Origin of the sequence: Pontibacter sp. SGAir0037 (assembly GCF_005491705.1) — a bacterium.
Classification (GTDB): Bacteria; Bacteroidota; Bacteroidia; order Cytophagales; family Hymenobacteraceae; genus Pontibacter.
The window spans coordinates 1,147,085-1,171,801 of sequence record NZ_CP028092.1 but is presented as its reverse complement, the minus strand read 5'-3'; the positions used below and the strand labels follow the sequence as shown (position 1 = coordinate 1,171,801).

At 45.2% G+C, this 24,717-nt stretch carries 29 protein-coding genes; 20 read left to right on the top strand and 9 right to left on the bottom strand.

Features of this window, described 5'->3' with window-relative positions; genetic code table 11:
• Positions 1-16: 16 nt before the first annotated feature.
• Both C1N53_RS04850 and C1N53_RS04845 read left to right on the top strand, forming a co-directional pair.
• Positions 17-703, top strand: coding sequence for a hypothetical protein (locus C1N53_RS04850; protein WP_137758248.1), 687 nt, complete (start codon positions 17-19; stop codon positions 701-703).
• A gap of 12 nt (positions 704-715) precedes the next feature.
• Entirely contained in the window at positions 716-1,417 is a 702-nt protein-coding gene (locus tag C1N53_RS04845; protein ID WP_137758247.1) for an NAD-dependent deacylase, read from the top strand.
• A 21-nt stretch (positions 1,418-1,438) separates the two neighbouring features.
• Here C1N53_RS04845 and C1N53_RS04840 read toward each other — a convergent pair whose 3' ends face one another.
• Positions 1,439-2,518, bottom strand: coding sequence for an o-succinylbenzoate synthase (locus C1N53_RS04840; protein ID WP_137758246.1), 1,080 nt, complete (start codon positions 2,516-2,518; stop codon positions 1,439-1,441).
• Positions 2,519-2,713: 195 nt separating this feature from the next.
• Between C1N53_RS04840 and egtB the strand changes: the two genes are divergently transcribed.
• The 5 genes from egtB (at position 2,714) to C1N53_RS04815 (ending at position 8,270) form a co-directional block, all read left to right on the top strand.
• Positions 2,714-3,985, top strand: coding sequence for an ergothioneine biosynthesis protein EgtB (egtB, locus tag C1N53_RS04835; RefSeq protein WP_137758245.1), 1,272 nt, complete (start codon positions 2,714-2,716; stop codon positions 3,983-3,985).
• A 6-nt stretch (positions 3,986-3,991) separates the two neighbouring features.
• On the top strand, positions 3,992-4,999 hold the full coding sequence (gene egtD, locus C1N53_RS04830) for an L-histidine N(alpha)-methyltransferase (RefSeq protein ID WP_137758244.1): 1,008 nt from the start codon (positions 3,992-3,994) through the stop codon (positions 4,997-4,999).
• Positions 5,000-5,001: 2 nt separating this feature from the next.
• Positions 5,002-6,117, top strand: coding sequence for a pyridoxal phosphate-dependent aminotransferase (locus C1N53_RS04825; protein ID WP_137758243.1), 1,116 nt, complete (start codon positions 5,002-5,004; stop codon positions 6,115-6,117).
• 151 nt (positions 6,118-6,268) lie between these two features.
• Positions 6,269-7,612: an MATE family efflux transporter gene (locus tag C1N53_RS04820; protein WP_137758242.1), complete on the top strand. Its 1,344-nt coding sequence runs from the start codon at positions 6,269-6,271 to the stop codon at positions 7,610-7,612.
• A 70-nt stretch (positions 7,613-7,682) separates the two neighbouring features.
• Positions 7,683-8,270 carry a DUF922 domain-containing protein gene (locus tag C1N53_RS04815; RefSeq protein ID WP_137758241.1) on the top strand — a complete coding sequence of 196 codons (588 nt, stop codon included), beginning with the start codon at positions 7,683-7,685 and terminating at the stop codon, positions 8,268-8,270.
• A gap of 113 nt (positions 8,271-8,383) precedes the next feature.
• On the opposite strand, the gene C1N53_RS04810 is transcribed toward C1N53_RS04815, so the two are convergent.
• Positions 8,384-9,928: an FAD-dependent oxidoreductase gene (locus C1N53_RS04810; RefSeq protein ID WP_137758240.1), complete on the bottom strand. Its 1,545-nt coding sequence runs from the start codon at positions 9,926-9,928 to the stop codon at positions 8,384-8,386.
• Between the two features lie 225 nt (positions 9,929-10,153).
• Here C1N53_RS04810 and C1N53_RS04805 point away from each other — a divergent pair, with 225 nt between their 5' ends.
• Positions 10,154-10,489, top strand: coding sequence for a tRNA-binding protein (locus C1N53_RS04805; protein ID WP_137758239.1), 336 nt, complete (start codon positions 10,154-10,156; stop codon positions 10,487-10,489).
• An 11-nt stretch (positions 10,490-10,500) separates the two neighbouring features.
• On the opposite strand, the gene C1N53_RS04800 is transcribed toward C1N53_RS04805, so the two are convergent.
• On the bottom strand, positions 10,501-10,896 hold the full coding sequence (locus C1N53_RS04800) for a DUF4296 domain-containing protein (RefSeq protein ID WP_240773389.1): 396 nt from the start codon (positions 10,894-10,896) through the stop codon (positions 10,501-10,503).
• Positions 10,897-10,954: 58 nt separating this feature from the next.
• Here C1N53_RS04800 and C1N53_RS04795 point away from each other — a divergent pair, with 58 nt between their 5' ends.
• From C1N53_RS04795 to C1N53_RS04765, 7 genes are all read left to right on the top strand, one after another.
• Positions 10,955-11,836, top strand: a complete 882-nt coding sequence (locus tag C1N53_RS04795) for a DUF58 domain-containing protein (protein ID WP_137758238.1) — start codon at positions 10,955-10,957, stop codon at positions 11,834-11,836.
• Entirely contained in the window at positions 11,829-12,737 is a 909-nt protein-coding gene (locus tag C1N53_RS04790; protein ID WP_137758237.1) for a hypothetical protein, read from the top strand. The genes C1N53_RS04795 and C1N53_RS04790 overlap by 8 nt, the downstream gene beginning before the upstream one ends.
• Entirely contained in the window at positions 12,718-13,767 is a 1,050-nt protein-coding gene (locus C1N53_RS04785) for a VWA domain-containing protein (RefSeq protein WP_137758236.1), read from the top strand. The genes C1N53_RS04790 and C1N53_RS04785 overlap by 20 nt, the downstream gene beginning before the upstream one ends.
• Positions 13,768-13,861: 94 nt before the next feature.
• Complete coding sequence (locus C1N53_RS04780; protein ID WP_137758235.1) at positions 13,862-14,548, top strand: YggS family pyridoxal phosphate-dependent enzyme; 687 nt, start codon at positions 13,862-13,864, stop codon at positions 14,546-14,548.
• Between the two features lie 80 nt (positions 14,549-14,628).
• Positions 14,629-15,084 (top strand): DUF2750 domain-containing protein, encoded by a 456-nt coding sequence (locus tag C1N53_RS04775; protein WP_137758234.1) that lies wholly within the window; start codon positions 14,629-14,631, stop codon positions 15,082-15,084.
• Between the two features lie 224 nt (positions 15,085-15,308).
• Positions 15,309-16,217 (top strand): glycerophosphodiester phosphodiesterase, encoded by a 909-nt coding sequence (locus tag C1N53_RS04770; RefSeq protein ID WP_137758233.1) that lies wholly within the window; start codon positions 15,309-15,311, stop codon positions 16,215-16,217.
• A gap of 75 nt (positions 16,218-16,292) precedes the next feature.
• Entirely contained in the window at positions 16,293-16,670 is a 378-nt protein-coding gene (locus C1N53_RS04765; RefSeq protein ID WP_168193961.1) for a DUF423 domain-containing protein, read from the top strand.
• Between the two features lie 81 nt (positions 16,671-16,751).
• Here C1N53_RS04765 and C1N53_RS04760 read toward each other — a convergent pair whose 3' ends face one another.
• The 3 genes from C1N53_RS04760 to C1N53_RS04750 all read right to left on the bottom strand — a co-directional run bounded on the left by C1N53_RS04760 (position 16,752) and on the right by C1N53_RS04750 (position 19,255).
• Entirely contained in the window at positions 16,752-17,207 is a 456-nt protein-coding gene (locus C1N53_RS04760; protein WP_137758232.1) for a DUF1573 domain-containing protein, read from the bottom strand.
• Between the two features lie 82 nt (positions 17,208-17,289).
• Positions 17,290-18,696: an ATP-dependent RecD-like DNA helicase gene (locus C1N53_RS04755; RefSeq protein ID WP_137758231.1), complete on the bottom strand. Its 1,407-nt coding sequence runs from the start codon at positions 18,694-18,696 to the stop codon at positions 17,290-17,292.
• Positions 18,697-18,799: 103 nt separating this feature from the next.
• Positions 18,800-19,255 (bottom strand): PaaI family thioesterase, encoded by a 456-nt coding sequence (locus C1N53_RS04750; RefSeq protein WP_137758230.1) that lies wholly within the window; start codon positions 19,253-19,255, stop codon positions 18,800-18,802.
• 37 nt (positions 19,256-19,292) lie between these two features.
• Between C1N53_RS04750 and C1N53_RS04745 the strand changes: the two genes are divergently transcribed.
• The 4 genes from C1N53_RS04745 (at position 19,293) to coaD (ending at position 21,668) form a co-directional block, all read left to right on the top strand.
• Entirely contained in the window at positions 19,293-19,778 is a 486-nt protein-coding gene (locus tag C1N53_RS04745; RefSeq protein ID WP_137758229.1) for an NUDIX hydrolase, read from the top strand.
• Positions 19,779-19,843: 65 nt separating this feature from the next.
• Complete coding sequence (locus C1N53_RS04740; RefSeq protein WP_137758228.1) at positions 19,844-20,731, top strand: DUF3822 family protein; 888 nt, start codon at positions 19,844-19,846, stop codon at positions 20,729-20,731.
• 119 nt (positions 20,732-20,850) lie between these two features.
• A complete protein-coding gene (locus C1N53_RS04735) occupies positions 20,851-21,129 on the top strand; it encodes a hypothetical protein (protein WP_137758227.1) in 279 nt (92 codons plus the stop codon).
• Positions 21,130-21,191: 62 nt separating this feature from the next.
• On the top strand, positions 21,192-21,668 hold the full coding sequence (gene coaD, locus C1N53_RS04730; RefSeq protein ID WP_137758226.1) for a pantetheine-phosphate adenylyltransferase: 477 nt from the start codon (positions 21,192-21,194) through the stop codon (positions 21,666-21,668).
• On the opposite strand, the gene C1N53_RS04725 is transcribed toward coaD, so the two are convergent.
• Positions 21,625-22,305, bottom strand: coding sequence for an NUDIX hydrolase (locus C1N53_RS04725; RefSeq protein WP_137758225.1), 681 nt, complete (start codon positions 22,303-22,305; stop codon positions 21,625-21,627). The two genes, coaD and C1N53_RS04725, sit on opposite strands and share 44 nt — an antisense overlap.
• 97 nt (positions 22,306-22,402) lie before the next feature.
• Here C1N53_RS04725 and pyrE point away from each other — a divergent pair, with 97 nt between their 5' ends.
• On the top strand, positions 22,403-23,038 hold the full coding sequence (gene pyrE, locus C1N53_RS04720) for an orotate phosphoribosyltransferase (protein WP_137758224.1): 636 nt from the start codon (positions 22,403-22,405) through the stop codon (positions 23,036-23,038).
• A 410-nt stretch (positions 23,039-23,448) separates the two neighbouring features.
• Here pyrE and C1N53_RS04715 read toward each other — a convergent pair whose 3' ends face one another.
• Both C1N53_RS04715 and C1N53_RS04710 read right to left on the bottom strand, forming a co-directional pair.
• The gene (locus C1N53_RS04715; RefSeq protein ID WP_137758223.1) at positions 23,449-24,162 is read right to left on the bottom strand and encodes a DUF4625 domain-containing protein; all 714 of its coding nucleotides are present in this window, start codon (positions 24,160-24,162) and stop codon (positions 23,449-23,451) included.
• A 65-nt stretch (positions 24,163-24,227) separates the two neighbouring features.
• A complete protein-coding gene (locus C1N53_RS04710) occupies positions 24,228-24,698 on the bottom strand; it encodes a DUF4625 domain-containing protein (RefSeq protein WP_137758222.1) in 471 nt (156 codons plus the stop codon).
• Between the last annotated feature and the right edge of the window lie 19 nt (positions 24,699-24,717).

Here is a 24,717-nt window from a genome sequence, read left to right as displayed (position 1 = left end):
TTTAAAGCCCCTTTTAATGCACTATAAGCTCAGCCTGCTCATTCTTTTCTGGATGAGTCCTTTGTTCGTTTTCTGTGGTTATGCGCAGTCTGATTCGGTTCAGCACAAGAGCCTGTACATCAAATTCAGCCCGCAGCACCTGGCAGTTAATGCCTACGTTCTTGAAATCGAAAAGGCCGTTAAGCCTGCCGCAAGGCATAGTATTGTTCTTACCCCAAGCCTGTACAATGGAGAGACCTGGTTTACTGATGCCTTTACTTCCAGAGACAGCGAAGCCGAAGATTACGCGCACGTAAAAGGGTATGGTGCACAGCTTATGCACCGGGTCTATAGCAGAGGCTCCTCCCTCGGGCCAAACTCACGCCTGTATGTTTCTTACGGTGTTTCTTACCATCAATTTAACATCGGCTTCGAGAAATTAGGCTGGAAGGAAGAAACTGGTGATGACGGATTAGACTACTATATTTACCGCGCCAGAAACCACGAAGAAAGAATATCCAGAATGGGCATTCTGGGCACAGCCGGCTTACAAGGGCCTGTGATTTCGGATCGTATTGTCGGAGATATTTACGTTGGTGTTACGTATAAAAACAGCCACATCGATACTAATTACACAAAGGTTCGTTATAATGAAAATTACCTGGACTATGGCTATACCGGAGTTCACCTGATAGGAGGCATTAAGATTGGTATAGCATTTTAAGTTAATGTACTTATGAAGAAAAAGCTGGTTGTTTTAACCGGAGCCGGAATTAGCGCAGAAAGTGGTATTGCCACCTTTCGTGATGCCAACGGTCTCTGGGAAGGGCATGATGTAATGGAGGTTGCCTCACCGCAAGGCTGGAAAAAGAACCCTGCGCTTGTACTTGATTTTTATAACCAGCGCCGAAAGAATGCACATGAAGCCAAGCCGAATGCCGCACATCTGGCTCTGGTTGAACTGGAAAAAGACTTTGATGTAACCGTTATCACACAAAACGTAGACGATCTGCACGAACGTGCCGGCTCAAAACGCATTATTCACCTGCACGGCAAGCTCTTTGAAAGTTGCAGCACCCTGGATCCGAAACTTGTATATCCTATAAAAGGGCATGAACTTAAGCTGGGCGACAAGTGCGCACGCGGTTCTCAATTGCGCCCCAACATTGTCTGGTTTGGCGAGCCGGTGCCCATGATGGAAGTGGCAGCAGACATTACGATGAAGGCTGATATTTTACTTGTTGTCGGCACTTCACTGGTTGTTTACCCGGCAGCCAGCCTGGTGGATTATATTTCGGATGACGTACCGATTATAGTAGTTGACCCTAACCTGCCTTACATCCGCCCCCGCAAGAACCTGCATCTCATCGAGGAAAAGGCAAGTACCGGCATGGAAAAAGTAATGCAGTTACTAAAAGAGCAATATAGCCAGCCATAGCACCTCAGGCGCCAGAACTTATCAGGTCGCCAACGATTCCCATTCCACCTCCGGCCTGTACCATAAGCTGCCTTCTTTAATTTGCAAGGGCGACTGAAGGTTGTTGTGATACAGTTGCCCCGTACCCAGGCCATGAGGCATTGCTAAGGGATAGTTTGCCGTAAACTGGCTGATAGCATTCAGTCCGATATTGCTTTCCAGGGCAGAGGTTATCCACCAGCCAATCGCTCTTGCCTCAGCCTCACGGATCCAGGCTTCACTGGCTCTTAAACCGCCTAGCAAAGTCGGCTTCAGTATAATGTACTGTGGCTTGATCTTCTCCAGGAGCCTGATTTGCTCTTCCCGGTGCTGCACACCGATTAATTCTTCATCCAGGGCAATCGGGATAGGAGTATACGCACAAAGCTGGGCCATTTCGTCATATTGTCCCTGCCTGATGGGTTGTTCAATGGAATGGATGTCATATTTGGCTAGCCGCTCCAGCTTTTTGTATGCCTCCTGCGGTGAGAAAGCGCCATTGGCATCTACCCTGATCGCAAGCTTTTCTGCACCGGCCACTTCTCTGATCTGCTGCAAAAGCTCCAGTTCTGTTTTAAAATCCAGCCCTCCGATTTTCAGCTTCAGGCACTCATACCCATCTGCCAGCTTCTTTTCTATCTGTTCCTGCATAAAAGCCTTCTCTCCCATCCATACGAGTCCGTTAATGGGTATACCCCGCTCACCGCTACTAAAGGAGTTTTGAAACAGAATTCTCTGGCCATTGTTCTGCAGATCCAGCCAGGCTGTTTCAAGTGCAAAACGAATGGCCGGCCATTCCTCCAACTCAAGCAAATCAGAAAGTCTGCCTGTTTCATCTAGCACTAAATCTTTTTCACTGCTGATCCGGTGGCACATTTCATGCAGCTTCTTTTCAAGATCAGGCCTGTCATCAATGCTTAATCCTGCCAGGGGTGCACACTCTCCAATGCCAGCTATTTCGGGATTAGCAGTATCAGAAAGCATAAGGTAGTAAGCTTTATGCGTAGAAATGGCTCCCCGCGAAGTACGGGCATCAAATTTAAAACGAAGTTCTCTGGAGATATACTGTAATTTAAGCTGCATTCTTCTTCAAGCTGGGGTTAGACTTAATTTTACCGGTTAAGCGTATGAAATTCTTCAGCTCCTTTACCTGCCCAACCTATTAATCAGACACTAAGATAAACCATTCTCAACGGAATTCCCGTACATAGGGCTAACCACTATATTATTCAACACACCAAGGCCAGGCTATTCAGTTATAAATCATTCTTTTAGATCATGAGCACTCAATTCGCTTCTGCACACGCAGTCACCATAGCTCGTTTCGAACAAATCCGAGCCCGAACAGAGCAGATTTGTCGTCCTCTGGAACCCGAAGACACTGTTGTTCAACCTATTGTTGATGTAAGCCCGCCTAAATGGCATATGGGCCATACCACCTGGTTTTTTGAGAACTTTGTACTGAAGCCCTATCTGCAGAACTATAAATTATTCCACCCCCACTATAGCTACCTTTTTAACTCCTACTATAATTCGGTCGGCAACCGGGTGCAGCGGGATAAGCGCAGCACACTCACCAGACCTCCCCTACAGGACATCTATAACTATCGGGCTCATGTAAACGAGCACGTGGCAATACTGCTTCAGAACTTACCGGATAAACAGATAGCCGAAATTTTACCAATCCTGGAGCTTGGCCTGCAGCACGAACAACAGCACCAGGAACTGTTAATCACCGACATAAAATACATATTAAGCACCAACCCTTTAATGCCTGCATATTTTTCGAAGACAAACCCGAAGACACCGCAGACGAGTGCAACCCTTGCTCCTGCTTTTGCAGATGTTCCGGGCGGGGTTTATGAAATTGGCTATAAGGGCAACGAATTTTGCTTCGATAATGAGCTGGGGGTACATAAAGTACTTTTAGAAGACTTTCAGATCATGAACCAGCTGGTAACAAATGGCGAGTATCTCGAATTTATGCAGGATGGCGGTTACAGTGATTTCAGGCATTGGCTTGACGAAGGTTTTGCCCTTGTGAACACTGAAAAACTGCAGGCGCCGCTTTATTGGGTAGAGCAGGAAGGCGAATGGCATCGGTTCAGTATGCATGGCCTGGAAAAAGTAGACAAAAATGCTCCGGTTTGCCATATCAGCTTTTACGAGGCCAACGCTTATGCCAGTTGGGCCGGCAAAAGACTTTTAACTGAATTTGAATGGGAGGCTGCCAGCCAGGTTCACAAACCGGGAAACGGAAATTTTGTAGAAACAGAATTTCTGGAGCCTGTTGCAGCGGCTCCGACGGCAGAGGTACAACAGCTGTACGGAGACGTGTGGGAATGGACGTATAGTGCCTACCATCCTTATCCGGGGTTTTCTAAAGCTCCGGGTGCCCTTGGAGAGTATAACGGTAAATTTATGCTGAACCAGATGGTACTCAGAGGCGGCTCCTGCGCCACTCCGGAGAGCCATATCCGTACAACCTACCGAAACTTCTTTCACCCGGACAAACGCTGGCAATACAATGGTATCCGGCTGGCAAAATAAAACTTTATGCAAATAAAACATACAGCCCTACCTATAGTAGAACTGGGCCTGAAAAGAGATGTTGCCTCTGATAAGCTGGTATTTGCCCAGGATGTAGCTGTAGGCCTCAGCAGAAAACCGAAAGCCTTACCCTCCCGCTACTTTTACGACAGCGAAGGCAGCAGGCTTTTCCAGCAGATCATGGACTTGCCGGAGTATTATCTTACCCGATGCGAATACGATGTGCTGTCAGAAAACAGAAAAGCCATGGCACAGCGTTTTAGTGAAAACGGTTTTTTTCACCTGATCGACCTGGGTGCCGGAGATGCGCTGAAAACGAAAATTCTTTTACACCAGCTTACTGCCCAGCATCAGGATTTTGAATACGTTCCGGTGGATATTTCCGGAAATGCGATGGAGCAACTTACGGTTAAGCTGCAAAACGAGCTACCGGAGCTGCAGCTACAGACGGTGATAGGCGAATACTTTATGGCCCTGAAATGGCTGCACCAGCATAAGCAGGAACGCAAAGTGGTACTCTTCCTGGGCTCCAACATCGGCAACTTTAACCTGGCTGAGAGTAAAGACTTCCTGCGGAGCATCAGGAGCTACCTGCGCCGGGGCGATAAATTCCTGATGGGTATAGATTTGCGCAAAGACCCTGACAAACTCATACCTGCCTATGATGATGCAGCCGGAGTAACTTCCACATTTAACCTGAACCTGCTGCATCGCATTAACCAGGAACTTGGCGGCAACTTCGATTTGGGTGCTTTCCGGCACTACGCGATGTACGAGCCGCAGGAAGGCGCTATGAAGAGCTACCTGATCAGCGAAAAGCAGCAGCAGGTATATATTAAAGAGATAGACTTAACATTTCATTTTGAAGCCTGGGAAGCAATACAAACTGAAAGTTCCTATAAATATTCTATACAACAGGTACAGGAGCTTGGCAGACAGTGTGGTTTTACATTAGAGCATGTATTTCAGGATAAGAATAACTATTTTGCTGATGTACTTTTCAACGTCGACTAAACATGCAGCACCTTAACCTAGCTTCCGGCACCAGTTTCTTTAAAAGCCCTGAACAGGCCTCGGCAGCCGCTATGGCTGTTTTACAAGAGCGGGAAAACTTTTATAATGCCGCTGAGGGAACAGAAGAGTTGCGAAATGCAGTTGCCGGAAAGTATAAAAACGAAGGAATGGCCATAGAGGCAGACCAGGTACTTATCACCTCTGGCAGTAAATCAGCCCTGCATACCCTGTTTTCGGTGTTGCTGCAAGAGGGAGATGAAGTAGTGATTCCCACACCCGCCTGGTTTGGCTTTCATGAGCTGGTTAAATACAGCAAAGGAAGCTTAGTAACAATACCCACCAGCTTCGCTGACCAGTATAGCCTTAAGCCAGAGGCATTACGGGCGGTACTGCACGGGAAAAGCAGGATACTATTATTAACTAATCCGGCAAACCCTACAGGCCGTATATACAAGAAAGAAGAACTCGAGGCCATACTGGCTGCTGCCTCTGAATTCCCTGATTTATACATTATCTGTGATGAAATTTACGACTATATTACTTACAGCAGGCCTTTTACTTCTATCCTTTCCTGCCAGGGGCCGCAGGAAAGATGCTTGATCGTGAACGGCTTTTCAAAATCGTTTGCCATGACCAGCTGGCGCGTAGGCTATGTTGTTGGTGCACGGGAAATCATCGAAAAATGTATTGCCTATCAGTTCGGGACTTTGTCCGGTATCAGCCCGATTTTACAAGCCGGCGCCTTGGCTACACTACAACACCGCAGCACTATATTGGCAACCTTTCTACCTGTGCTGGAAGAAAACCGACTGGCAGCAATAGAAGCGATGGCACAGATACCGCATGTAACCTTTTTCCAGCCTGAAGGAGCCTACTACCTTTTTCCGGACTTCAGCCACTTTCTGGGTACCCAAACAAGTGCAGGTAAAAAGATTTACTCTGCTATAGACTTGTGTAAATATTTGGAACAGGATTATAGTTTAACACTCTCACCCGGAGATTATTTTGGAGCACCGGGCCATGCACGTATGTCGTTTGCCATAGAACCAGCTGAGCTTCAGGAAGCAATCAAAAGATTAAAACAGGCCCTGGCTGAACTGGAGGCAGATCACCTGTAGTCGTCTCTCTGCTATGCTTGCAACTATTGCGGAAAGCCAGTGGTCTGGCTTCACACAGAGTCAAACTGATTATCCACTATAATTTCGGATACTAGCTGTGCCTGAAAATAAAAAAGGCTAATTTTGCGGGCTCTTTCAAAAGGGTACTGCTATGAGATCAGCTGAATACAAAGAACATTTCCGTAAAAACTTCCTCCTGGCCTATCCGGTCGTGCTCAGCCAGTTGGGGCACATCATGGTAAGTGTTTTTGATAGCTTGATGGTAGGTCAGATCGGTACCATTCCACTGGCTGCTGCTTCCCTGGGTAACAGCATCTTTACGATTACATTGGTCTTTGGGCTGGGCATCTCTTTTAGTATTACACCTTTGATTGCTGCGGCAGAAGGCAGACGCAATTATACGCGAATTTCGCTGCTGCTTCTCAATGCCCTGGTTTCCAACCTGGTGGTAGGCATCTTACTTTTTGTAGTAGGCTATTTTGTTTCACCTTACATCAGGCTGCTTAATCAGCCGGTTCAGGTAGTAGAGATGGCAATTCCCTATATAAAGATCCTGTTTCTTTCCATGGTTCCCCTGATGGTGTTCCAGGCATTCCGGCAGTTTGCAGAAGGCCTCTCCCTCACCAAAGTGGCCATGTATGTTTCCATTATAGCCAACGGCCTGAACGTTGTTTTAAACTATATCCTGATTTTTGGGAAATTAGGCTTTGAGCCAATGGGACTGATAGGTGCCGGCTGGGCCACCATGATATCAAGGGTACTTATGGCCATGATGATGGGAGCCTATATCCTTTATAACAGGAGGTTTGAAGTATACCAGAAATACCTGAAACTCCGCTACCTCTCCTCAACCCATATGTACCGCCTCATTAAACTAGGCATACCTATTTCCATTCAGATGGTTTTTGAAATGGGTGCTTTCAGTTTTTCAGCCATTATGATTGGATGGTTAGGCGCTAAACAGCTGGCAGCACACCAGATCGCCATTAATGTGGCCTCTGTCACTTATATGATGGCAAGCGGCATTGCGGCAGCGGCTACCATACGAGTCGGAAATCAGAAAGGCTTAGGTAACAAAAGAGCCATGCGCCTGGCCGGTACCAGCAGTTTTGTAATGGCAATAGGTTTTATGACATTTAGTGGCCTGCTGATGATTGCAGGAAACAAATTTATTCCTAACTTATACATTCATGATGAAGAGGTTATTCAAATTGCCTCTATGCTACTAATAATTGCTGCTCTGTTTCAGATTTCAGACGGAGTACAGGTAGTTGGTCTGGGTGCTTTAAGAGGTTTGGAAGATGTTAAAGTACCAAGTATCATTTCGTTGGTAGCTTATTGGATAATTGGATTACCTGTAGGTTATTTACTTTGTTTTGTTGCTGATTTTGGTGTAAACGGCATCTGGACAGGTCTCTTAGTGGGCTTATCGGTTGCTGCTATTTTACTATTTTTTCGCTTTAAAAAACTCAGCTACGAGGCAAAAGCTAAATAAGTTACAAATTCGGGCACTTTTTTAAATTTTAAACAGTTCTGAATTTGAAAATAAATTTACCTTTTAGCCAATGGTACTTATTACATTTTTACTCTCTTTCTTTTCGTGGCTTTTTGCGCCTGTACTAAAGCCTGAGTCCAATTTAAAACCTTTAACCACCTCTGTTTCAGCAGATAAAAATCTGGCAAGCGAAAACATTGCCTGGTCTTCTGACCGCAGACTGAACTGGGACGATTTTAAAGGCTTACCGGAAGAAGGCAATCCGCATCATGCAGTTACTGCCGCCAATCTGGCTGTAGATGCCAAATGCAGCAACAATGAATTTGTGTATGAGGTAAAATGTGTTTTCCTGGCTACGCAGTCATGGTCAAAAAATAAAAAATCGGAAAAACTGCTTTACCACGAGCAATTGCATTTCGATTTAACGGAGGTGCACGCCCGCCTGCTTCGCAAAAAGCTGGCTGCTCTGGGCACCACCTGCACCAACATGAAAGACCGAATGAACCCAACTGTGGCTGAAGCTTTTAAAACCTGGAAGGCAGAACAGCTGGAGTTTGATGAACTTTCCCGCCATGGACTGGATGCTGAGGTACAGCAGGTATGGGCTGATAATATTTCGAAGCGTCTTCAGGAGTTGGAGGCCTATAAAAAGATGTAATTTTAGTTAATACCTACATCCACAAGCAGCAACGCATCGCTAGTACTACTAGCGATGCGTTGCTGCTTGTGGAATAGACGAACCTACAGGCTCTATAGAAGATAACATACCTTTTAATCCTCCTGCTCAGGCTCCAGGTCTTTGGTTGCTGGTCCGGTGATAACACGCCCAAATGGATCGAAGCGTGAACCGTGGCAAGGGCAGTCCCAGGAACTTTCCACATCATTCCAACTGACAATACAGCCCATGTGCGTGCAAACGGCTGAACAGGTATGCCTCACACCATCCTGATCACAGTATACAGCTACTTTACTTAAACCTTTACGCATGATACGTCCGGTACCGGGTAATACCTCCTGCGGATCTTTTACCTCACCCGGTGTAACAAAATCTTTAAACTGTGCCGCCACATTCAGGTTCTCCTTTATATACTCTCCTGCTGCTTTCATAGGGCTTCTACCCGGATCGTATAGTGTGGCCCAGGGATTCTCTCTGCCCATTATCAAGTCTGTGATCAGCATACCGCCAATGGTACTGTGCGTCATACCGTGTCCGGAGTCACCTGTTATGATATATACATTGTCAGTGTCACCCGGATTTCTGCCAATATAACCCAGTAGGTCCACCGGCTCGTATACCTGGCCAGACCAGCGGTAGATCACTTCGCCAGCCTCCGGAAACTTCAGTCGCATCCAGCGCTCCAGGTCTCTAAAGCTCGATTCGTAATTCTCAGCCTGCCCCGTTTTATGGTCTCCACCACCTACAATTAACAGGTCTGAGGCAGCACCTTCGTCCAGAGCCTTTCCCTTCAGCAGCCTTACATAATGATACGGCTCTGCCATATCCCAGTAAAGTGCATCAGGAACAGCATCTTTTGCTACCATAGCACCTACTACATACGTGCGGTAAGGGGCTTGCTTGGTATGCATGGTAGCAAAATCGTTGGTCGGTGTGTTGGTAGCAACTACCAGTTGATTAGCCGAAACAGCAAAATTATCTTCAGAGATAACAGTTGCAACCGTACCAGATTCATAGCGCGTTACCTTGGTTTCGGTAAAAATCCTGCCGCCCATATTTAAAAAAGCGCTGCTGATAGCTGAGAGATATTTCAGCACGTGAAAATGTGCCTGGTTCGGGAAATGCAGGCAAGGAAGCCCTGTAAGCGTTTTAACAGGACTATCTTTACGAAGAATCACATCACGCCAGCCTATTTGCTGCACTGCCTCCAGCTCCTTCAGCAGTTCTTCCTCCTCCTGCCGGTCGTTGGCAAACAGGTAGCCGTCTATCCGGGTAAAGTCACAGTCGATGTTTTCCTCCTTTACAATCTCTTCTATTTTATCTATCGCCCGGCCATGGCTCTGGGCCGCCAGCAGTGCCCCCTCTTCGCCGAACAGCTTCACTAAATTAGAATAGCGATCATCGAGTGCATTCGATAAATGGGCAGTCGTTCTGCTTGTTTCCCCCCCTCCTATTTTCTTTGCCTCCAACACCACCACATTCTTTCCCTCCTTGGCTAACATATAAGCGGTAGACATACCCGCTAAACCAGCTCCCACTATACAAACATCGCATTCAATATTTTCAAGTAAAGGACCTGTTTCTGGCATCGTTACGCCCTCTACCCATACAGGTAAACTCGCTCCGGATTCTCTTTTCATAGTATCTATTTTGCAAATTTTACACTTGATTTTACCAATTTTAAAGGAAGGATAATAGATTAGGATTACGGCGTGAAAGGGCTTATGTTGCTGTTTGAGCCTTACAGCTTGCTTTTAGAAGTAAAACGGATAATATTTTGTTAATTTGTGCACCTTAACCCGGGAAACACTTCAAAGTGTTTCCCCAATAAAAACAAATTAAATCAACACAACAAATGAAGCAAGATGGATACAATCACTTGGCAGCATTTTGAGCAAACAGACATCAGAGTAGGCACAATTGTAGAAGTAAATGATTTCCCGGAAGCGCGGAAGCCTGCCTATAAACTGGTGGTGGATCTGGGACCACTGGGCCTGAAGAAGTCGAGCGCGCAGATTACCAGACTTTATACAAAGGAGGAACTGGTAGGTAAACAGGTGCTCTGCGTGACTAATTTAGGCACCAAGCAGATTGGAAAGTATATTTCAGAGATTCTGGTGACAGGCTTTGAAAATGAAAATAAGGATATAGTACTCGCACAGCCCGCGGGCAAAGTACCCAACGGCAGTAAGCTGATGTAAATAATTTAAAACTACTCTACCGGCCGAAGTTCTGTGCCCTCTACTTTTAACTGATTTGGTTGATAAGAAGTACGGGCCTTTACTTCCCTGGCACTGAGTGTATCAATGATCACCTCATACAGCTTGTCCATCTGCTTTACATTGTCCAGGTAAAACTGGTAGGTTTCTTTGAACTGCTCAAGCGTTACATCATGTTGCTCCAGCACCTTGGATTGTTCTTTATTGAAAACCATCAGAGAAGTGTCCGGATAACTGACTCTGTTTTCGATCCGGGCTTCCACGGTATGAATATCAGCTAGAATCTGCACCATTTTGTCCTGAGGAATCAGGTTTTCAGGTCTTTCCGGCTCCTGCTGCTTGCAACAGAAAAAAATCAGGCTAAATAATAAGAAGAAAAGTCTTTTCACGGGTGTAAAATACGAGAATAAGTTCTAATTTTAAAATCTTACGGCAGAGAACAAGTCTATGAAAGAGCTTGTACAAAAGCTTCGAAAATACGAAATACGAATCAGGAAGGCAATTACCACGCAAATGCAAGGCGACTTCCACTCTGTGTTTAAAGGCACCGGGCTGGAATTTGACGATGTACGTGCATACCAGTATGGAGACGATGTACGTTCTATTGACTGGAATGTATCGGCGAAAGGGCATGGCACTTTTGTGAAGACCTACCGGGAGGAGAAAGAGCAGTCGGTGTTTCTGATGCTGGATGTGAGTGCCTCTCAGGCCATAGGCACGGGCAAGCAGAAAAAGCTGGAGGTTGGAAAAGAGATCTGCGGTGTACTGGCGCTCTCGGCAGCCAGGCAGCAAAGCCAGATCGGCATCATCTGCATCAGCGATCAAAAAGAAAAATACATAAAGCCAGCTAAAGGCATTGAGCAGGCCTATACTATTATAAAAGCTTTACATGAGCTAAAACCTGATTCGCTGAAGACAAACCTGGCCTCAGGCATCAAACTGACACTGGATATTATCAAACGCCGCAGCATTATCCTGCTTATCTCTGATTTTATAGATGTGAATTACGAAAAGGAACTAGCCATGCTGGCCAAACGCCACGACCTGATTGTGCTGCAGCTGATGGACGTGCGGGAGAAGAAAATGCCTCCGATGGGAATAGTGCCTGTTTTAGATAAAGAATCAGGAAGAACTATCTGGATGAACACTTCCGGCGAAGAGTTTCAGAAAAGGTACTTTGCCCAGCATACGGAGAATCAGTCGAAAATAATGCGCATCTGCCAGAAATACCAGGCTAACTACTTGGCTATTATGGCAAACGAAGACTATGTTAACCAGTTGGTGAACCTGTTCAGGCTCCGCAATAAGTCTACAAAGAAAAGTGCGTAAGTTATTATTTATTCTGAGCTTATTACCTTCCCTTGCCTGGGGGCAGCAGATAATGAAACCTCTGGGTAGCTTTAACAAAGATACCGTAAAGCTGGGTGAGTTATTTGAATACGCACTGGTATACCGCCATCCGCCGCTACAGGAAGCCATACTGCCGGACTCCAGTTATAATTTTGCCCCCTTCGAACTGGTGCAAAAGAAATTTACACCGACCATAACCAGGGCAGGTATCAGCACAGACAGTGTGGTGTATGTACTGCGCACTTTCGAAACAGCGCCAGTTCAGCAGCTGCACCTGCCTGTTTTTGTGCTGCAAAACGAAGACACTATACAGGTGTTTACAGAAACGAAGGCTGTGGTTCTGGAGCAACAGGTGTTGCAGGTGCAGGAGCCACTGGTTCTGAAATCTGAAACAAACCTGATGCTGGTGCCGGAGCGTTTCGACTGGCCCAGGCTTTTGGTATGGATCGTAGCGGTAGTGGTGTTTTTCAGCCTTATCTGGCTCATCTTCGGAAAGGTGATTCAAACCAACTATAAACTTTACCGCCTGCGTAAAGATTACCTGTACTTTGCATCGCGTTATAATGCTCACGTTGACCGCTTTGTGAAATCCGGTTCTACCCAAAGCGTGGAAAAAGCTGTTTCGCTCTGGAAAAACTACCTTACCCGGTTGGAACGCAGTGCCATTAACTCCTTCACTACCAAAGAAATTGTTACCTACTACAACGATGACGAAGAAGTAAACAATGCCCTGCGCCTGTGCGACAAAGCTATTTATGGCAACGCTTTAACAGCCGCAGATACAGAAACGAAACGAGCACAAACCAAATTGAAGCGCTTCGCAAAAAACAGGTATAAAGTACAGCGGGAATTAATCAGAAATGTTAAAAATAAGCGATAATATGTGGGATTGGCTGAGCCTGGAGTGGTTTACCTACAGCACCCTTCGCTCCTACGACTGGGTGTACCCGCTGGTGCTCTACGCGCTGCCTGCTATTCCGTTGCTTTTCCTGCTCAGGTGGCTTTTTATTTACGACTCCCGCAATAAGCTGGACATGGCAATGTTTGAGCGGCAGGCGCGCTGGCAGTGGACAAGCTTGCTCAGGCATTTGCCTACGCTGGTGTATATACTCTTTATTTCTATGGTGCTGCTGGCACTGGCACGCCCGCAACAGATAAACGAGCAGGTAGAGCAAACTTCGGAAGGTATAGATATTGTGCTGGTATTGGATGTATCGGGCTCTATGGTGCTGGAAGACATAAAGCCCAGCCGCCTGGAAGCGGCCAAGGAAGTGGCGCAGAACTTTATCAATGGGCGTGTGCAGGACCGGATCGGGCTGGTGGTATTTGCCGGAGACGCCTACTCCCTGGCCCCTCTTACCACCGACTACAGGCTGCTGGAAGAAAACATAAAAACCATTGAATTCGGTATGATCCCCAACGATGGTACAGCTATAGGCAGTGCTTTGGCTGTAGCCATTAACCGTATGCGGGATTCGAATGCCAAAACAAAAGTAGCCATCCTGATCAGCGACGGCGAAAACACAGCCGGAAGCCTTGACCCACTTATGGCCGCACGCCTGGCTTATGGCCATGATATTAAAGTATACACAATAGGTATAGGCAAAGACGGGCAAGCATCTTATAAGGATGAAGCAGGGAACACATTAGTGGTGGATACCCAGCTGGATGAAAGCAGTCTGCGGGAAATAGCCCAGACAGCAGAAGGCCTTTTCTTCAGAGCTGACACAAAAGATGCTCTGGAAGAAATTTTCAGGAACATCAACAAGTATGAAAAGACTGAAATCATAGAAAAGCGCTTCAGAGATACCAAAGACTATTACCAGGTATACCTGAAATGGGCCATGCTTTTCTTCCTGATCTGGATGCTGCTGAAGAACACCTTTGTTACCAATGTGCTGGAAGATTAATCGGCGCCTGAACTTTTTTAGCTGATTTATGTAAATGGATGTCATTGATAATTACATATAATTAAATTCAAATCCCTGATAAACCACAAGCACCATGTCCACGATTGCTGATAATATCTTATTCTTTGATGCACAGTTAAAAAATACTCCCTGCCGGCTGGTAGCCGTTTCTAAAACACACCCGGTAGAACTGATACAGGAGGCGTATGATGCGGGCCATCGGTTATTTGGCGAAAATAAGGTTCAGGAGCTCGTAGACAAGCGGGAAAAACTGCCGCATGACATTGCCTGGCACCTGATCGGGCATTTGCAAACCAACAAAGTAAAGTATATTGCTTCTTTTGTAGACACCATTCAGTCTGTCGACAGCCTGAAACTTCTGGTAGAGATAAATAAGCGAGCAGAGGCTCTTAACCGAACCATCCCAATTAACTGTTTCCTGCAAATATCCATTGCCGACGAAGCAACCAAATATGGCATGAGCTACGAAGATGCTGTGGCGCTACTGGAGTCGGAAGAATACCGCAACATGAAATATGCACGTATAACAGGCGTAATGGGCATTGCCACCAATACCGATAACCAGGATAAGCTACGAGAGGAGTTCCGGTACCTGCGCGCGTGTTTTCAGCAGCTGAAAGAAACCTACTTTTTTGCCAACGACGAGTTTCAGGAAATCTCTATGGGCATGACCTCCGACTGGCAATTGGCTATAGAAGAAGGCAGCACGATGATCCGGGTAGGAAGCGGCATCTTCGGCTCGCGCAACTACAGCAAATAGCAGCAGCTTCCAAAAATTTAGCTTAATGCTAAAATATCATTACCTTCGTTTGTAGGAAACTAAACCTGTACAGCAAAATTATGAAAGACAACGCTCCAGACGTAGAAAAAAGATACCAGGACTTTATCAAAGATGTTGTTGCAACCGACAAAGTCTGGGGACTCACACACCAGGATACCTGGGCCACCTCCAGCTCCTATGAGTTTGAAGATGTGGAAGTGATTCTGTTTTGGTCGCAGGAAAAAAGTGCCGAAGCATGTGCCGAAGACGACTGGTCATCTTATAAAGCCGAATCTATTTCTTTGGTAGAATTTTTAGAGAACTGGTGCGTGGGCATGTATGGCGACAATTTATTATTGGGCGCCAACTGGACCTCCAACCTGGTAGGAACAGAAAAAGAGCCTTTGGAAGTAGCATTGGATGTACTGGAAGAACTAAAGGAAAAAGGTAAGACACTGGAATTTACGCAGTATGATAGCCAGGAGGAGTTCGAGGAGCAGGTAAACGAGGCGCTTGAGGGAGAAGGAGAAGAATAACTATACATACATTTCATTATCTGAAGTCCTTTCTTTGGCTGAAGGCCCAGGAAAGGACTTCGGCGTTTGAAGCGATTACGCTTTATTTTTAGCAGCTGTTTGGCCATTGGTAAAGCTTTGTAATGGCCGCTACTGCTATTACCAAATTGTTAAACCTCTGTGGGCAGGTTTCCTTTTCAATCGAATTGATAGATTTTTGTTTTCCTAAAAGACAAACCTTTTTCATGCGACGTATACTACACCTGATCCTGTTTGCAAGCATTACTTTATCGGCCTGTACATCTAAGATGGCACCAACACAGCAATCCGCACCACTTCCTGATTTTGATACCGAAGGGCATAGAGGGGCAAGAGGCCTGATGCCTGAAAACACGGTTCCTGCTATGCTTAGGGCATTAGATTTAGGTGTCACCACGCTGGAAATGGATACACAGATCACCAAAGACAAACAGGTGGTGCTGTCTCACGACCCTCACATGAACCCGGATTATGTGCTGCTGCCAAATGGACAGGAGATTCCGCCCGCTGATAAGCACCGGTACGCCCTCTACCAGATGAACCTGGATGAGATACAGACGTTCGACATCGGCACAAAATTTTACACTAAGTTTCCGGAGCAGCAAAGGGTAAAGTCTTATAAACCTACTCTGGCAGCAGTTATAGATAGCGTGCAGCAATACCTTGCAACCCATAAGCTGCCCCAGGTGTTTTACAACATCGAAACCAAATCCAAACCTGCTTCCGATAATTTGTTGCATCCTGCCCCCGAAGAATTCGTGCGCCTGCTGATGGAGGTGATAGAGGAAAAGCAAATTACGCCTTGGGTAATTATACAGTCTTTTGATGTGCGTACGCTGCAGGTGCTGCACCAGCAATACCCGCACGTGAGAACTTCCCTGCTGGTTGAAAATCAGAAGAGCCTGGAAGAAAACCTTCAGGTGCTTGGCTTTACACCTGAAATCTATAGTCCCTACTATAAATTAGTTACACCGGAATTGCTCCGGGCTTGTCACCAGCAGGGCATCAAGGTTATCCCCTGGACCGTTAACAAGGTTGATGAGATAAAGAGGCTAAAGCAAATGGGTGCAGACGGCATTATTACAGATTATCCTAACCTGTTTCAGCAACTATAAATTATGGTTTGTTGCCCGATTTAGTTCCGGCTGTTGTACCTTTGTGCAAACAGAAACAGTATTTCATATACACCCATGACTCAAAAAGCCATACTTCTTATTGCCAGTGCTTTTGGTGCTTTATCTGTAATGATTGGTGCTTTTGGTGCCCATGCCCTGCGAGGCTTATTGGAGAAAACAGGACGGCTGGATACTTTTGAAACAGCTGTAAAATACCAGATGTACCATACGTTGGCCTTGCTGGCGGTAGGGCTACTGCTGTTCCGAATAGAGCAACCTGCCTTACAGGTGGCTGCCTGGTGCTTCTTTCTGGGTATACTTATTTTTTCAGGTTCGCTTTATACCCTTTGCCTTACCGGCATTACCTGGCTTGGAGCTATTACTCCTATTGGCGGCACATTTATGATTATTGGCTGGGGCGCTTTATTCTATGCCATTCTGAAAGCACTTTAAGTTTAGCTAAGGCCCTGAATAAGAAAGCCCCTGAACAAGTTCAGGGGCTTTCTTATTGATGTTATGATATAAAGATGCCGCTTATTGATTTGCCTTAGCGCTGGCAGCAGCTCCTTTTTCTTTGATATTAGTTACTATGTAAACATATGCAGCACCGTCTGCCGCATTGGAATGCACTGTAATGGCTTTCTTCTGCTGGCCAAGTTTACCGGCACTGTTAAATTTAGCTGTGACAGTTCCTGTTTTACCTGGCAGCACCGGCTCTTTAGTCCATGCTGGCGTAGTACAGCCGCAGGTTACATCCACACGCTCGATTACAAGTGGCTGGTTACCGGTATTTTTAAAGGTGAACGTATGCTCCACCACATCCCCCTGGGTAATATCGCCAAAGTTATGCTCTGTTGCTTCGAAAGTAATTGCAGCTCCGGCTTTAGCCTGAGCCTGAGGTGCGGTAGCCTGTGTTTTAGGCTGCTGTTGGGCTACAGCGCCTCCAGCTACCAATGATGCAAATGCAAAGGAAAGAAGAATCTTTTTCATGCTGTATGATGTGTTATTTGCTTTGGTTACGCTTTTAAAGAGTAATTAGTTTATAAACGTTACAAGATACTAAAATAGTTTGTTAGCCAACTAAAAATTGCGCATTAAAGTTCAGCAGGAACAGCTCCTCAGAAGAGCGGGTAAGGGCTGTATACAGCCAGCGGGCAAACTCCTCGTTTACCATCTCCTCTTTCAGGTATCCCTGATCTACAAACACAGCCTTCCACTGGCCACCCTGTGCTTTATGGCAGGTAAGAGCATAGGCGAACTTTACCTGCAGCGCGTTCAGGTAAGGGTTCTTTTTCAGTTCTTTACTGCGTTCGCGCTTGGTCTTTATATCGGCATAGTCCCGCAATACTTCTTCGTACAGCTTTTTGTTCTGATCGGCAGGCAAAGCCGGAGCATCAGAATATAAAGTATCCAGCATAATCTTCACCTCCTGCTCTTCTGCATCCGGGTAATCTACAAACCGGATTCTAATATCGGCAAATCGGAACCCGTACATGTCTTCGTACCGGATAATCTTGGTAATCTCCACAAAGTCACCGTTTGCCATAAAACCGATCTCTGAATCTTTGGGTAGCCAGAAATAGTTATTGCGCACAATCATCAGGTAATCCCCTACTCCTATCTCATCTTCCGCAAAAAAAATCTGCCTGCGGATATGCTGGTTATACAGATTAGCAGTTTTGTTTGATCTGCAGATAACAATGGAATTTTCTATTCCGAATTTATCGTAGGCGTAGCGCAAACCATCTTCCAGCTTCTCGCCCGTCATTTTATAGATGTCGCGCCAGCCTTTGGTATGCAGCTTTATCTCCGGTTTGTCGTTTTTCAGCTGATTACGCAGGTTCGTGGCATTCATCAGAATACCCGATTGCTCTGCCTGGCGCATCACCTGCTTCATTTCAATTTCCTGCACATGGCACCGGAAGTTGTGCTTCAGATAACCTGCATCCAAAGATAAGCTCAGGCTTTGGTTTACGGGTGGTAACTGGGCCGTGTCGCCGATTAGCAGTAGCTTGTTTGTCTTTTTCTCAAACACATAGCTCATTAAATCCCGCAGCAAACCATTTTCACCGAAACCAGCTTCATCTGATATCATAGAAGACTCATCTACAATGTAAACAGTACTTTCTGCCTTGTTTGGCTGCCGGGTAAAGGCCAGTCCTTCGGAATAAGGGTTTGCCGTCTGGCGGTAAATTTTTTTATGAATAGTGAAAGCTACTTTGCCGCTATAAGATGACATTACTTTTGCCGCCCTTCCTGTTGGAGCCAGCAGCACGTACTTATACCCGAACTTGTTCAGAATCTTTACCAGCGAGGTAACCACCGTTGTCTTACCTGTACCGGCATAGCCCTTGAGCAAAAACACAGCTTTCTCTACCTCTTTAGTTACAATAAACTCATCCAGCTTTGCAAAAAGCTTCGCCTGATCCTCGGTAGGTTCGAAAGGAAAACTGTTTCTAAGTGCTTCTACAGGACGCATGGGGAGTTTGGGAGTTAAAATCTATAAAGAAAGAGAGTCAGGCAATCAGAGAGGTTACAATATTTACGCAATCTTGTTTATCCTATTCCTGATTTTTACCTGATCATTTAAAATTTTCTTTTGGCTGTGCTGAAATGGTAGCCATGGTGGCAGAGGCTTTGGCAATGAGCAGGGGGGCCTCTTCTCCTTTGATGGCGTATACTTCTGATTCGCAGAAGTTGAGCATGCGGCCTTGTTTGATCACATAGCCTTTGGCAATAAGCTTATCGCCGACTCCGGGATGGAAGTAAGATACTTTAAGTTCTGCCGTTACTACATGCTGGTCTTTTGCTACCAGCGTAACTGCTGCAAATCCTGCTACTATATCGGCCAGTGTGGCTATAACGCCACCGTGTGTAAAACCTTTGTGCTGCCGGTGCTGTTGCCTCAGCACCAGTTCTCCTTCCACGCGGCCTTCCTTAATGCTCGTTACATCAAAGCCCATCAGCTTCATAAATTCCTGCCGCTCTAATTTCTCACGAACATCTCGCTCAAAATCGGAATTATACGTTCTAATCATTTTGTAAATTTACCACCAATACTACACGTTACCAAAAATGACGATACTTAACCCGAATGCCGCTGCTTATGCAGACAAAGTTCGCCTGCGCGTTTCCGGCATTTGCATTCAAGATGATAAGCTGCTCCTGGTAAGGCATCAGGCGACCATAGCCAACAACTGTTTCTGGGCCCCTCCTGGAGGAGGCCTGCAGTTTGGAGAAACGGTTGAAGCCTGCCTCCAAAGAGAATTTTTTGAAGAAACAGGCCTGCAGGTGGCTGTAAAGCGGTTTCTTTTTCTGAACGAGTTTCTCCAGCCTCCACTTCACGCTATAGAGCTATTTTTTGAGGTACAGATACTTGGCGGACAAGCTGCTACTGGTTATGACCCTGAATCTCCTGCCGATCAACAACTTATTGAAGAAGTAGCTTTTTTGCCGATGTCTGAGATCAGAAAGATTCCGCAACCGGACAAACACAAAATTCTGCACTACTTGATTAACCTGGATGATCTCTTTGGTATGACACACCAGTTTGCCCGGTAAACTGCTTTTGCCGCCAATTGCTATATTTTCTTTATACTTGCATTGCACAACGAAGCCAATAACCATTGAACAACTCGAGCACTCATTTCCGGCTTGCCCATAAAATCCACGACGAAGCATTTACGCTGTCTGAAGCGACTAAGTGTAATCTGTACATCAAAATCAGCCCGAAGACTATTCGCATCGGAGTGGCCGATACAGAACGAAATAAGTTTGTGGTGTTGGAAGATTACGAACTGATGACGGTTTTTTCGCCTCTGCAGGTAGCAGAGCAATTGAGCCTGATTGCCGAAACCAATCCGCTTCTAAAAGAGCAGCGCTGGCTTCATGTGCGGGTTTCGGTAAGCAATAAGTTCTTTACACTGGTGCCGGTAACGCTATATGATCCTGCACACAAGGAAGACTACCTGCGCCTGCACAGCGACCTGAACCTGCAGCAGGACATTGTGCTTTCGTACCGCCACAGCGATATGGAAGCCGTGAATATTTTTGCCATGGAAGGTGTAATCTACAGAATGGCAGCCAGTTTATTTTCGGAGCGGCCGATACAACATGTGCACCAGACAAGCGCCCTGATGAAAGGAGCTTTGCACCAGACAGGCCGAAAGACGGGCCGTAATGTGTATGTTTTTGTAGAAGAAAATTACCTGACTATATTGGTTGTGAGTGAAACCGGGCTGCAGTTCTGCAATATTTTCCCTTACATGAGTGCAGAGGATTTTATCTACTATGTGATTTTTGTAATGCAGGAACAAAAAATGAATCCAGAGCAGGAAACCATTACAGTTTGGGGAGACATCACCCACGATTCCGGTTTATTCAGCATTCTTACTAAATATATCCGCCACGTGCACCTGGGCAAAAAGCCTATAGACGTAGCTTATAGCTATAAATTCGACGACCTGTTCGAACACCGCTACTTTGAGATATATACCCTGCATTTTTGTGAGTGAAAATGAAGATTTGAAGATTAGGAGATTTTTTAAATTTTTATTCTCCAAATGTACAATACGAATCACGCCTATAACTTTAACAGCCACTCAAAATTTATAACAATAGCAGTTAAACGAAGATGAAGTTAGTTGAATTGATAAAAGAGCTAGAAGCTATTGATGATGAATTAGTAATTTATCATGCGGACATGAAAAAGTACGAGTCAGATATTATTCTGGCATATGCAGAAGATGATGATAATGGGGTTAAAGTTGTGGATGGGAAAAGTTATTCTTACCTGATCGAAGTTTTTTTAGCAAAAGAGTTTGTTGAGGATTGGGTTCAGAGTTTGAGAAAAAATCCCACAGATGATCAAATTGCGAAAAGATTATTCAAATTTGGTATCAATGATGCTTGATTAATTTTTTATTACCTCATCTCCATATTCCAAAATCCACAAATCTTCAAATTAAAAAAGCCATGAAGCGAATCGCAATTTTTCCCGGCTCATTTGATCCTTTCACTAACGGCCATTTAGATGTGGTGCAGCGCGGAAGCAGGCTGTTTGATGAGGTAATTATTGCAATTGGTAACAACAGCAGCAAGCAACGCTATATTCCGGTAGAAAAGATGGTGCACATCATACGCCATCTTTTCAAAGACCAGCCGGCTGTAAAAGTGCAATCCTATAAAGGACTAACAGCCGAGTTTGCCAGGGAAGTGGATGCAAAGTTCCTGTTGCGTGGCTTGCGCAATACCACCGATTTTGAATATGAAAATACAATTGCACAGGCCAACAGGCATGTAAATCCGGAGCTGGAAACGGTTTTCCTGATTACCTCACCAGCACTGGCAGCTATCAGTTCGTCCATTATCAGGGAAATTCACAAATTTGGAGGAAACGTCGACAGCTTTATACCTTTCCGGATTTCAGAGATTGCAGATAGTGTCTCATAACAAAAGCTATTGAAGTATAAGCTTCCGGTAATACTTCGATCGCTTCCTCAGGAGTCATCCAGCACACTTTTTCTATAAATTCTTCCGCCTGAGGCTTCATCAGGCTGTCGTCGGTACAGTTCATCAGGAACCAAGAAGTTTTCTTAAGAATTTTCTTTCCTTTGAAAGCATAAGAGTGCCAGGTTTTCGGGAGCTTATCCAGCACCTCTACTTTTATGTTACACTCCTCCTCTACCTCTCGCAGGGCACCTTCTTTTACTTTCTCTTTCTTCTCCAGTTTGCCCTTTGGCAGGTCCCAAACCCCTAAACGATAAATCATCAGGATTTTTCCGTCTTTAACGACCAGGCCTCCTGCCGCTTTTACAATTTTAAACTGGTCTTTCAGGTATTCGATCAGCTGCTTTTTTTTATCAGCCACTAAAGTAAGCGACTTCAGCTTTTTGAGCTTTTTTACTTCCATTAGCCTGATGACCCTGTCTACTAAAAGATTGTCGACATCTTTTACCAGCACATTACCTATTAAATCTTTGGAAGAGAATTCGTCTTTGGCATTGAGTACCACATCGTAATGATGTTTCTGAATTTTTTCTTTTGACTTTTTTAGAATAAGAGGAATATCGTTTATAAAGACGTTCATAGATTAGGTGCTTTAGAACAGCCCGAAATTTACACAATAAGATTAATATTTCGCTTTAAAGAAATTCAACGGGCTGAATATTTATGTAACTTCGGCCATGGATTCTACTACTACAGCACATAAGGTAGCCTCTTTCCTGTTAGAAACAGAGGCCGTAAAACTGAGACCCGAGCAGCCGTTTAAGTGGAGCTCAGGCTGGAACTCGCCCATCTACTGCGACAACCGCGTTACGCTTTCTTTCCCGCATATACGCAGTTTTATAAAGCAACAGTTGGCTGAATTGGTTAAAAGTAATTTTTCAGAAGCAGAAGCCATTGCCGGCGTAGCCACGGCAGGTATTGCACAAGGTGCCCTGGTAGCCGATCTGCTGGAAATGCCTTTCCTTTACGTTCGCCCGGAGCCTAAAAAACACGGCATGGGTAACCAGATTGAAGGTAAATTACTAGAAGGCCAGAAAGTGGTTTTAATAGAGGACCTGATTTCGACAGGTGGCAGTTCTTTGAAGGCAGCTGAAGCCGTACGGGCTGCGGGTGGCAACGTGGTAGGTATGGCCGCTATTTTTACCTATGGCTTTGCTCTGGCGGAAGAAAATTTCCGGACTGCAGGCATTCCGCTGGTATGCCTGAGCAACTACAATGCCTTAACCGAAGCGGCTTTACAGAATGGGTATATTGCTGCCTCAGCCATGGAAGCACTGGCCGAATGGAGGAAATCGCCTGAAACCTGGGGCTGATACAGCAGGTTATTGCTAAGTGCTATTTTAATTTAAACTATATATAGACTGCGTCCTAACTTATCGGAAGTTGAAGTTACATCTCTTCTGGAAACAGGACTCACGTATCAAGACACAAGAAGCAAGGCTTATTCTTTTGGTTTTTTCGTAGAACTGTTTCCAGGAAGTTCTGTCGCTGTCTATAATTAATATCCGCATTATGAATAGGATAAACTACATTCAGTGCTTCATTTCTAATTCATAATTTGGAAAAGCTTTAGTTTCATAAAATAAAACAGGTGCGGGAATACCTGAAGGTTGGCTTAAAGCTTCTTCAGGTATTCCCGCACCTGCTATTACATCTTAAGCAAGGTTAGTTTTAAGGCTTGTTTCAATTGATTTAGTGCCGCAACTAATCTTGCCTGTTATCTTCAGGGCTTATCGAAGTGCCCTTCAAATTCTCTTTCTTTTCCTGCCTGGTCAATTACAGTAAAGTGAAGATGGTAATGCCCTGCCGGTGCAGCTGCTATATTGATGTGCTTATGGAATTCATAGGAAGTTTGTCCAACCATGGCTGCATCGTCAAACTCAAACTCTTTCTCCCATGCTCCGTGTACCTCCACTTTAACTTCGGCAATTCTGTTAGGAGCATTAATGGTAGTTTCCACATGAATTTCGTTTCCACCGTCTTCCACTTCAATTTGTAATCCTGAGATAGAAGGCAGGGTGGCATCCTCTTTTATTTCAATTTCCTCATCAATTTCCGCTTTCTGACCTAAATTGTCTGTCACCACTAAATGGAAATGGTAATGGCCTGTAGCTGCTGACGCAGGAATATCGATGTGCTTGTGAAAATCTGCATTTTTTTTCCCAGCGAGTCCTTCCGTATACACCTCATTAAACTCCCAGCCTGAACCTGATTCAGGGTGTATCTCAACACGAACGCTGGCAATAGTGCCAGGTGCCACAATGGCTGCGTCTAAATGTAAGTCGCTTCCGGCATAAGCTATTTTGCTGTTGTTCGACCCGATTTCAATTTCAGTAAAAGCAGGAACCGGTGTTACTTCATCCTCGTCTTTATTACAGGATACCAGCAATACAAGAAGCAACAAAGAGTAACCGAAAAGCTTAAAAGTGTTTTTCATGATAAAATATTAAAATGGTTAATGAAAAAATAAATTCTTCTTTAGAGAATACAGAGGCTATAAGCTTATTCTATTTTGATGCTTAGCCCTTTCAGTGTCTGCCAGCCTTCCTTATCTGTCACACGAATCAAGAAGTGGTAATCTCCGGGATCTACATCGGCCGGCACCTCAATTTCTGTGGCGGCCTGGTACTCTCTTAAGCCTTCCGGTATCGGGTAATTCCGGATGAACAGGAAAGGTGTGACAGGTGTTTTTACTGCCTCCATCGTACATTCCTCTACCTCAGTGCTATGGGTATGTTGGTCGAAGTTGTGGTGAATGTCCAGGCTATAGGAACCTAGCTGCATGTTGTCGCGGAGCAGAATCCGAACGGTAAAGGACTCTCCCCGCTTAATAGTGCTGCATTGAACCGGGAAAGTGTTGGAAGCCGTTAAAATGATTTCAGGATATTCGGTGTCAATTGCATCCTGGTCGTCTTTACATCCTGCAGCTAAAACAAGTACAGCCAGCAATAAGCTGAATAAATTCTTTTTCATGGTACTAGATCTTTGATAG

Excerpts from the sequence above, each read along its gene's own strand:
- C1N53_RS04850 (WP_137758248.1), top strand. The coding sequence starts at position 17 with ATGCACTATAAGCTCAGCCTGCTCATTCTTTTCTGGATGAGTCCTTTG.
- C1N53_RS04845 (WP_137758247.1), top strand. The coding sequence starts at position 716 with ATGAAGAAAAAGCTGGTTGTTTTAACCGGAGCCGGAATTAGCGCAGAA.
- C1N53_RS04840 (WP_137758246.1), bottom strand. The coding sequence starts at position 2,518 with ATGCAGCTTAAATTACAGTATATCTCCAGAGAACTTCGTTTTAAATTT.
- egtB (WP_137758245.1), top strand. The coding sequence starts at position 2,714 with ATGAGCACTCAATTCGCTTCTGCACACGCAGTCACCATAGCTCGTTTC.
- egtD (WP_137758244.1), top strand. The coding sequence starts at position 3,992 with ATGCAAATAAAACATACAGCCCTACCTATAGTAGAACTGGGCCTGAAA.
- C1N53_RS04825 (WP_137758243.1), top strand. The coding sequence starts at position 5,002 with ATGCAGCACCTTAACCTAGCTTCCGGCACCAGTTTCTTTAAAAGCCCT.
- C1N53_RS04820 (WP_137758242.1), top strand. The coding sequence starts at position 6,269 with ATGAGATCAGCTGAATACAAAGAACATTTCCGTAAAAACTTCCTCCTG.
- C1N53_RS04815 (WP_137758241.1), top strand. The coding sequence starts at position 7,683 with ATGGTACTTATTACATTTTTACTCTCTTTCTTTTCGTGGCTTTTTGCG.
- C1N53_RS04810 (WP_137758240.1), bottom strand. The coding sequence starts at position 9,928 with ATGAAAAGAGAATCCGGAGCGAGTTTACCTGTATGGGTAGAGGGCGTA.
- C1N53_RS04805 (WP_137758239.1), top strand. The coding sequence starts at position 10,154 with ATGGATACAATCACTTGGCAGCATTTTGAGCAAACAGACATCAGAGTA.
- C1N53_RS04795 (WP_137758238.1), top strand. The coding sequence starts at position 10,955 with ATGAAAGAGCTTGTACAAAAGCTTCGAAAATACGAAATACGAATCAGG.
- C1N53_RS04785 (WP_137758236.1), top strand. The coding sequence starts at position 12,718 with ATGTTAAAAATAAGCGATAATATGTGGGATTGGCTGAGCCTGGAGTGG.
- C1N53_RS04780 (WP_137758235.1), top strand. The coding sequence starts at position 13,862 with ATGTCCACGATTGCTGATAATATCTTATTCTTTGATGCACAGTTAAAA.
- C1N53_RS04775 (WP_137758234.1), top strand. The coding sequence starts at position 14,629 with ATGAAAGACAACGCTCCAGACGTAGAAAAAAGATACCAGGACTTTATC.
- C1N53_RS04770 (WP_137758233.1), top strand. The coding sequence starts at position 15,309 with ATGCGACGTATACTACACCTGATCCTGTTTGCAAGCATTACTTTATCG.
- C1N53_RS04765 (WP_168193961.1), top strand. The coding sequence starts at position 16,293 with ATGACTCAAAAAGCCATACTTCTTATTGCCAGTGCTTTTGGTGCTTTA.
- C1N53_RS04760 (WP_137758232.1), bottom strand. The coding sequence starts at position 17,207 with ATGAAAAAGATTCTTCTTTCCTTTGCATTTGCATCATTGGTAGCTGGA.
- C1N53_RS04755 (WP_137758231.1), bottom strand. The coding sequence starts at position 18,696 with ATGCGTCCTGTAGAAGCACTTAGAAACAGTTTTCCTTTCGAACCTACC.
- C1N53_RS04750 (WP_137758230.1), bottom strand. The coding sequence starts at position 19,255 with ATGATTAGAACGTATAATTCCGATTTTGAGCGAGATGTTCGTGAGAAA.
- C1N53_RS04745 (WP_137758229.1), top strand. The coding sequence starts at position 19,293 with ATGACGATACTTAACCCGAATGCCGCTGCTTATGCAGACAAAGTTCGC.
- C1N53_RS04735 (WP_137758227.1), top strand. The coding sequence starts at position 20,851 with ATGAAGTTAGTTGAATTGATAAAAGAGCTAGAAGCTATTGATGATGAA.
- coaD (WP_137758226.1), top strand. The coding sequence starts at position 21,192 with ATGAAGCGAATCGCAATTTTTCCCGGCTCATTTGATCCTTTCACTAAC.
- C1N53_RS04725 (WP_137758225.1), bottom strand. The coding sequence starts at position 22,305 with ATGAACGTCTTTATAAACGATATTCCTCTTATTCTAAAAAAGTCAAAA.
- pyrE (WP_137758224.1), top strand. The coding sequence starts at position 22,403 with ATGGATTCTACTACTACAGCACATAAGGTAGCCTCTTTCCTGTTAGAA.
- C1N53_RS04715 (WP_137758223.1), bottom strand. The coding sequence starts at position 24,162 with ATGAAAAACACTTTTAAGCTTTTCGGTTACTCTTTGTTGCTTCTTGTA.
- C1N53_RS04710 (WP_137758222.1), bottom strand. The coding sequence starts at position 24,698 with ATGAAAAAGAATTTATTCAGCTTATTGCTGGCTGTACTTGTTTTAGCT.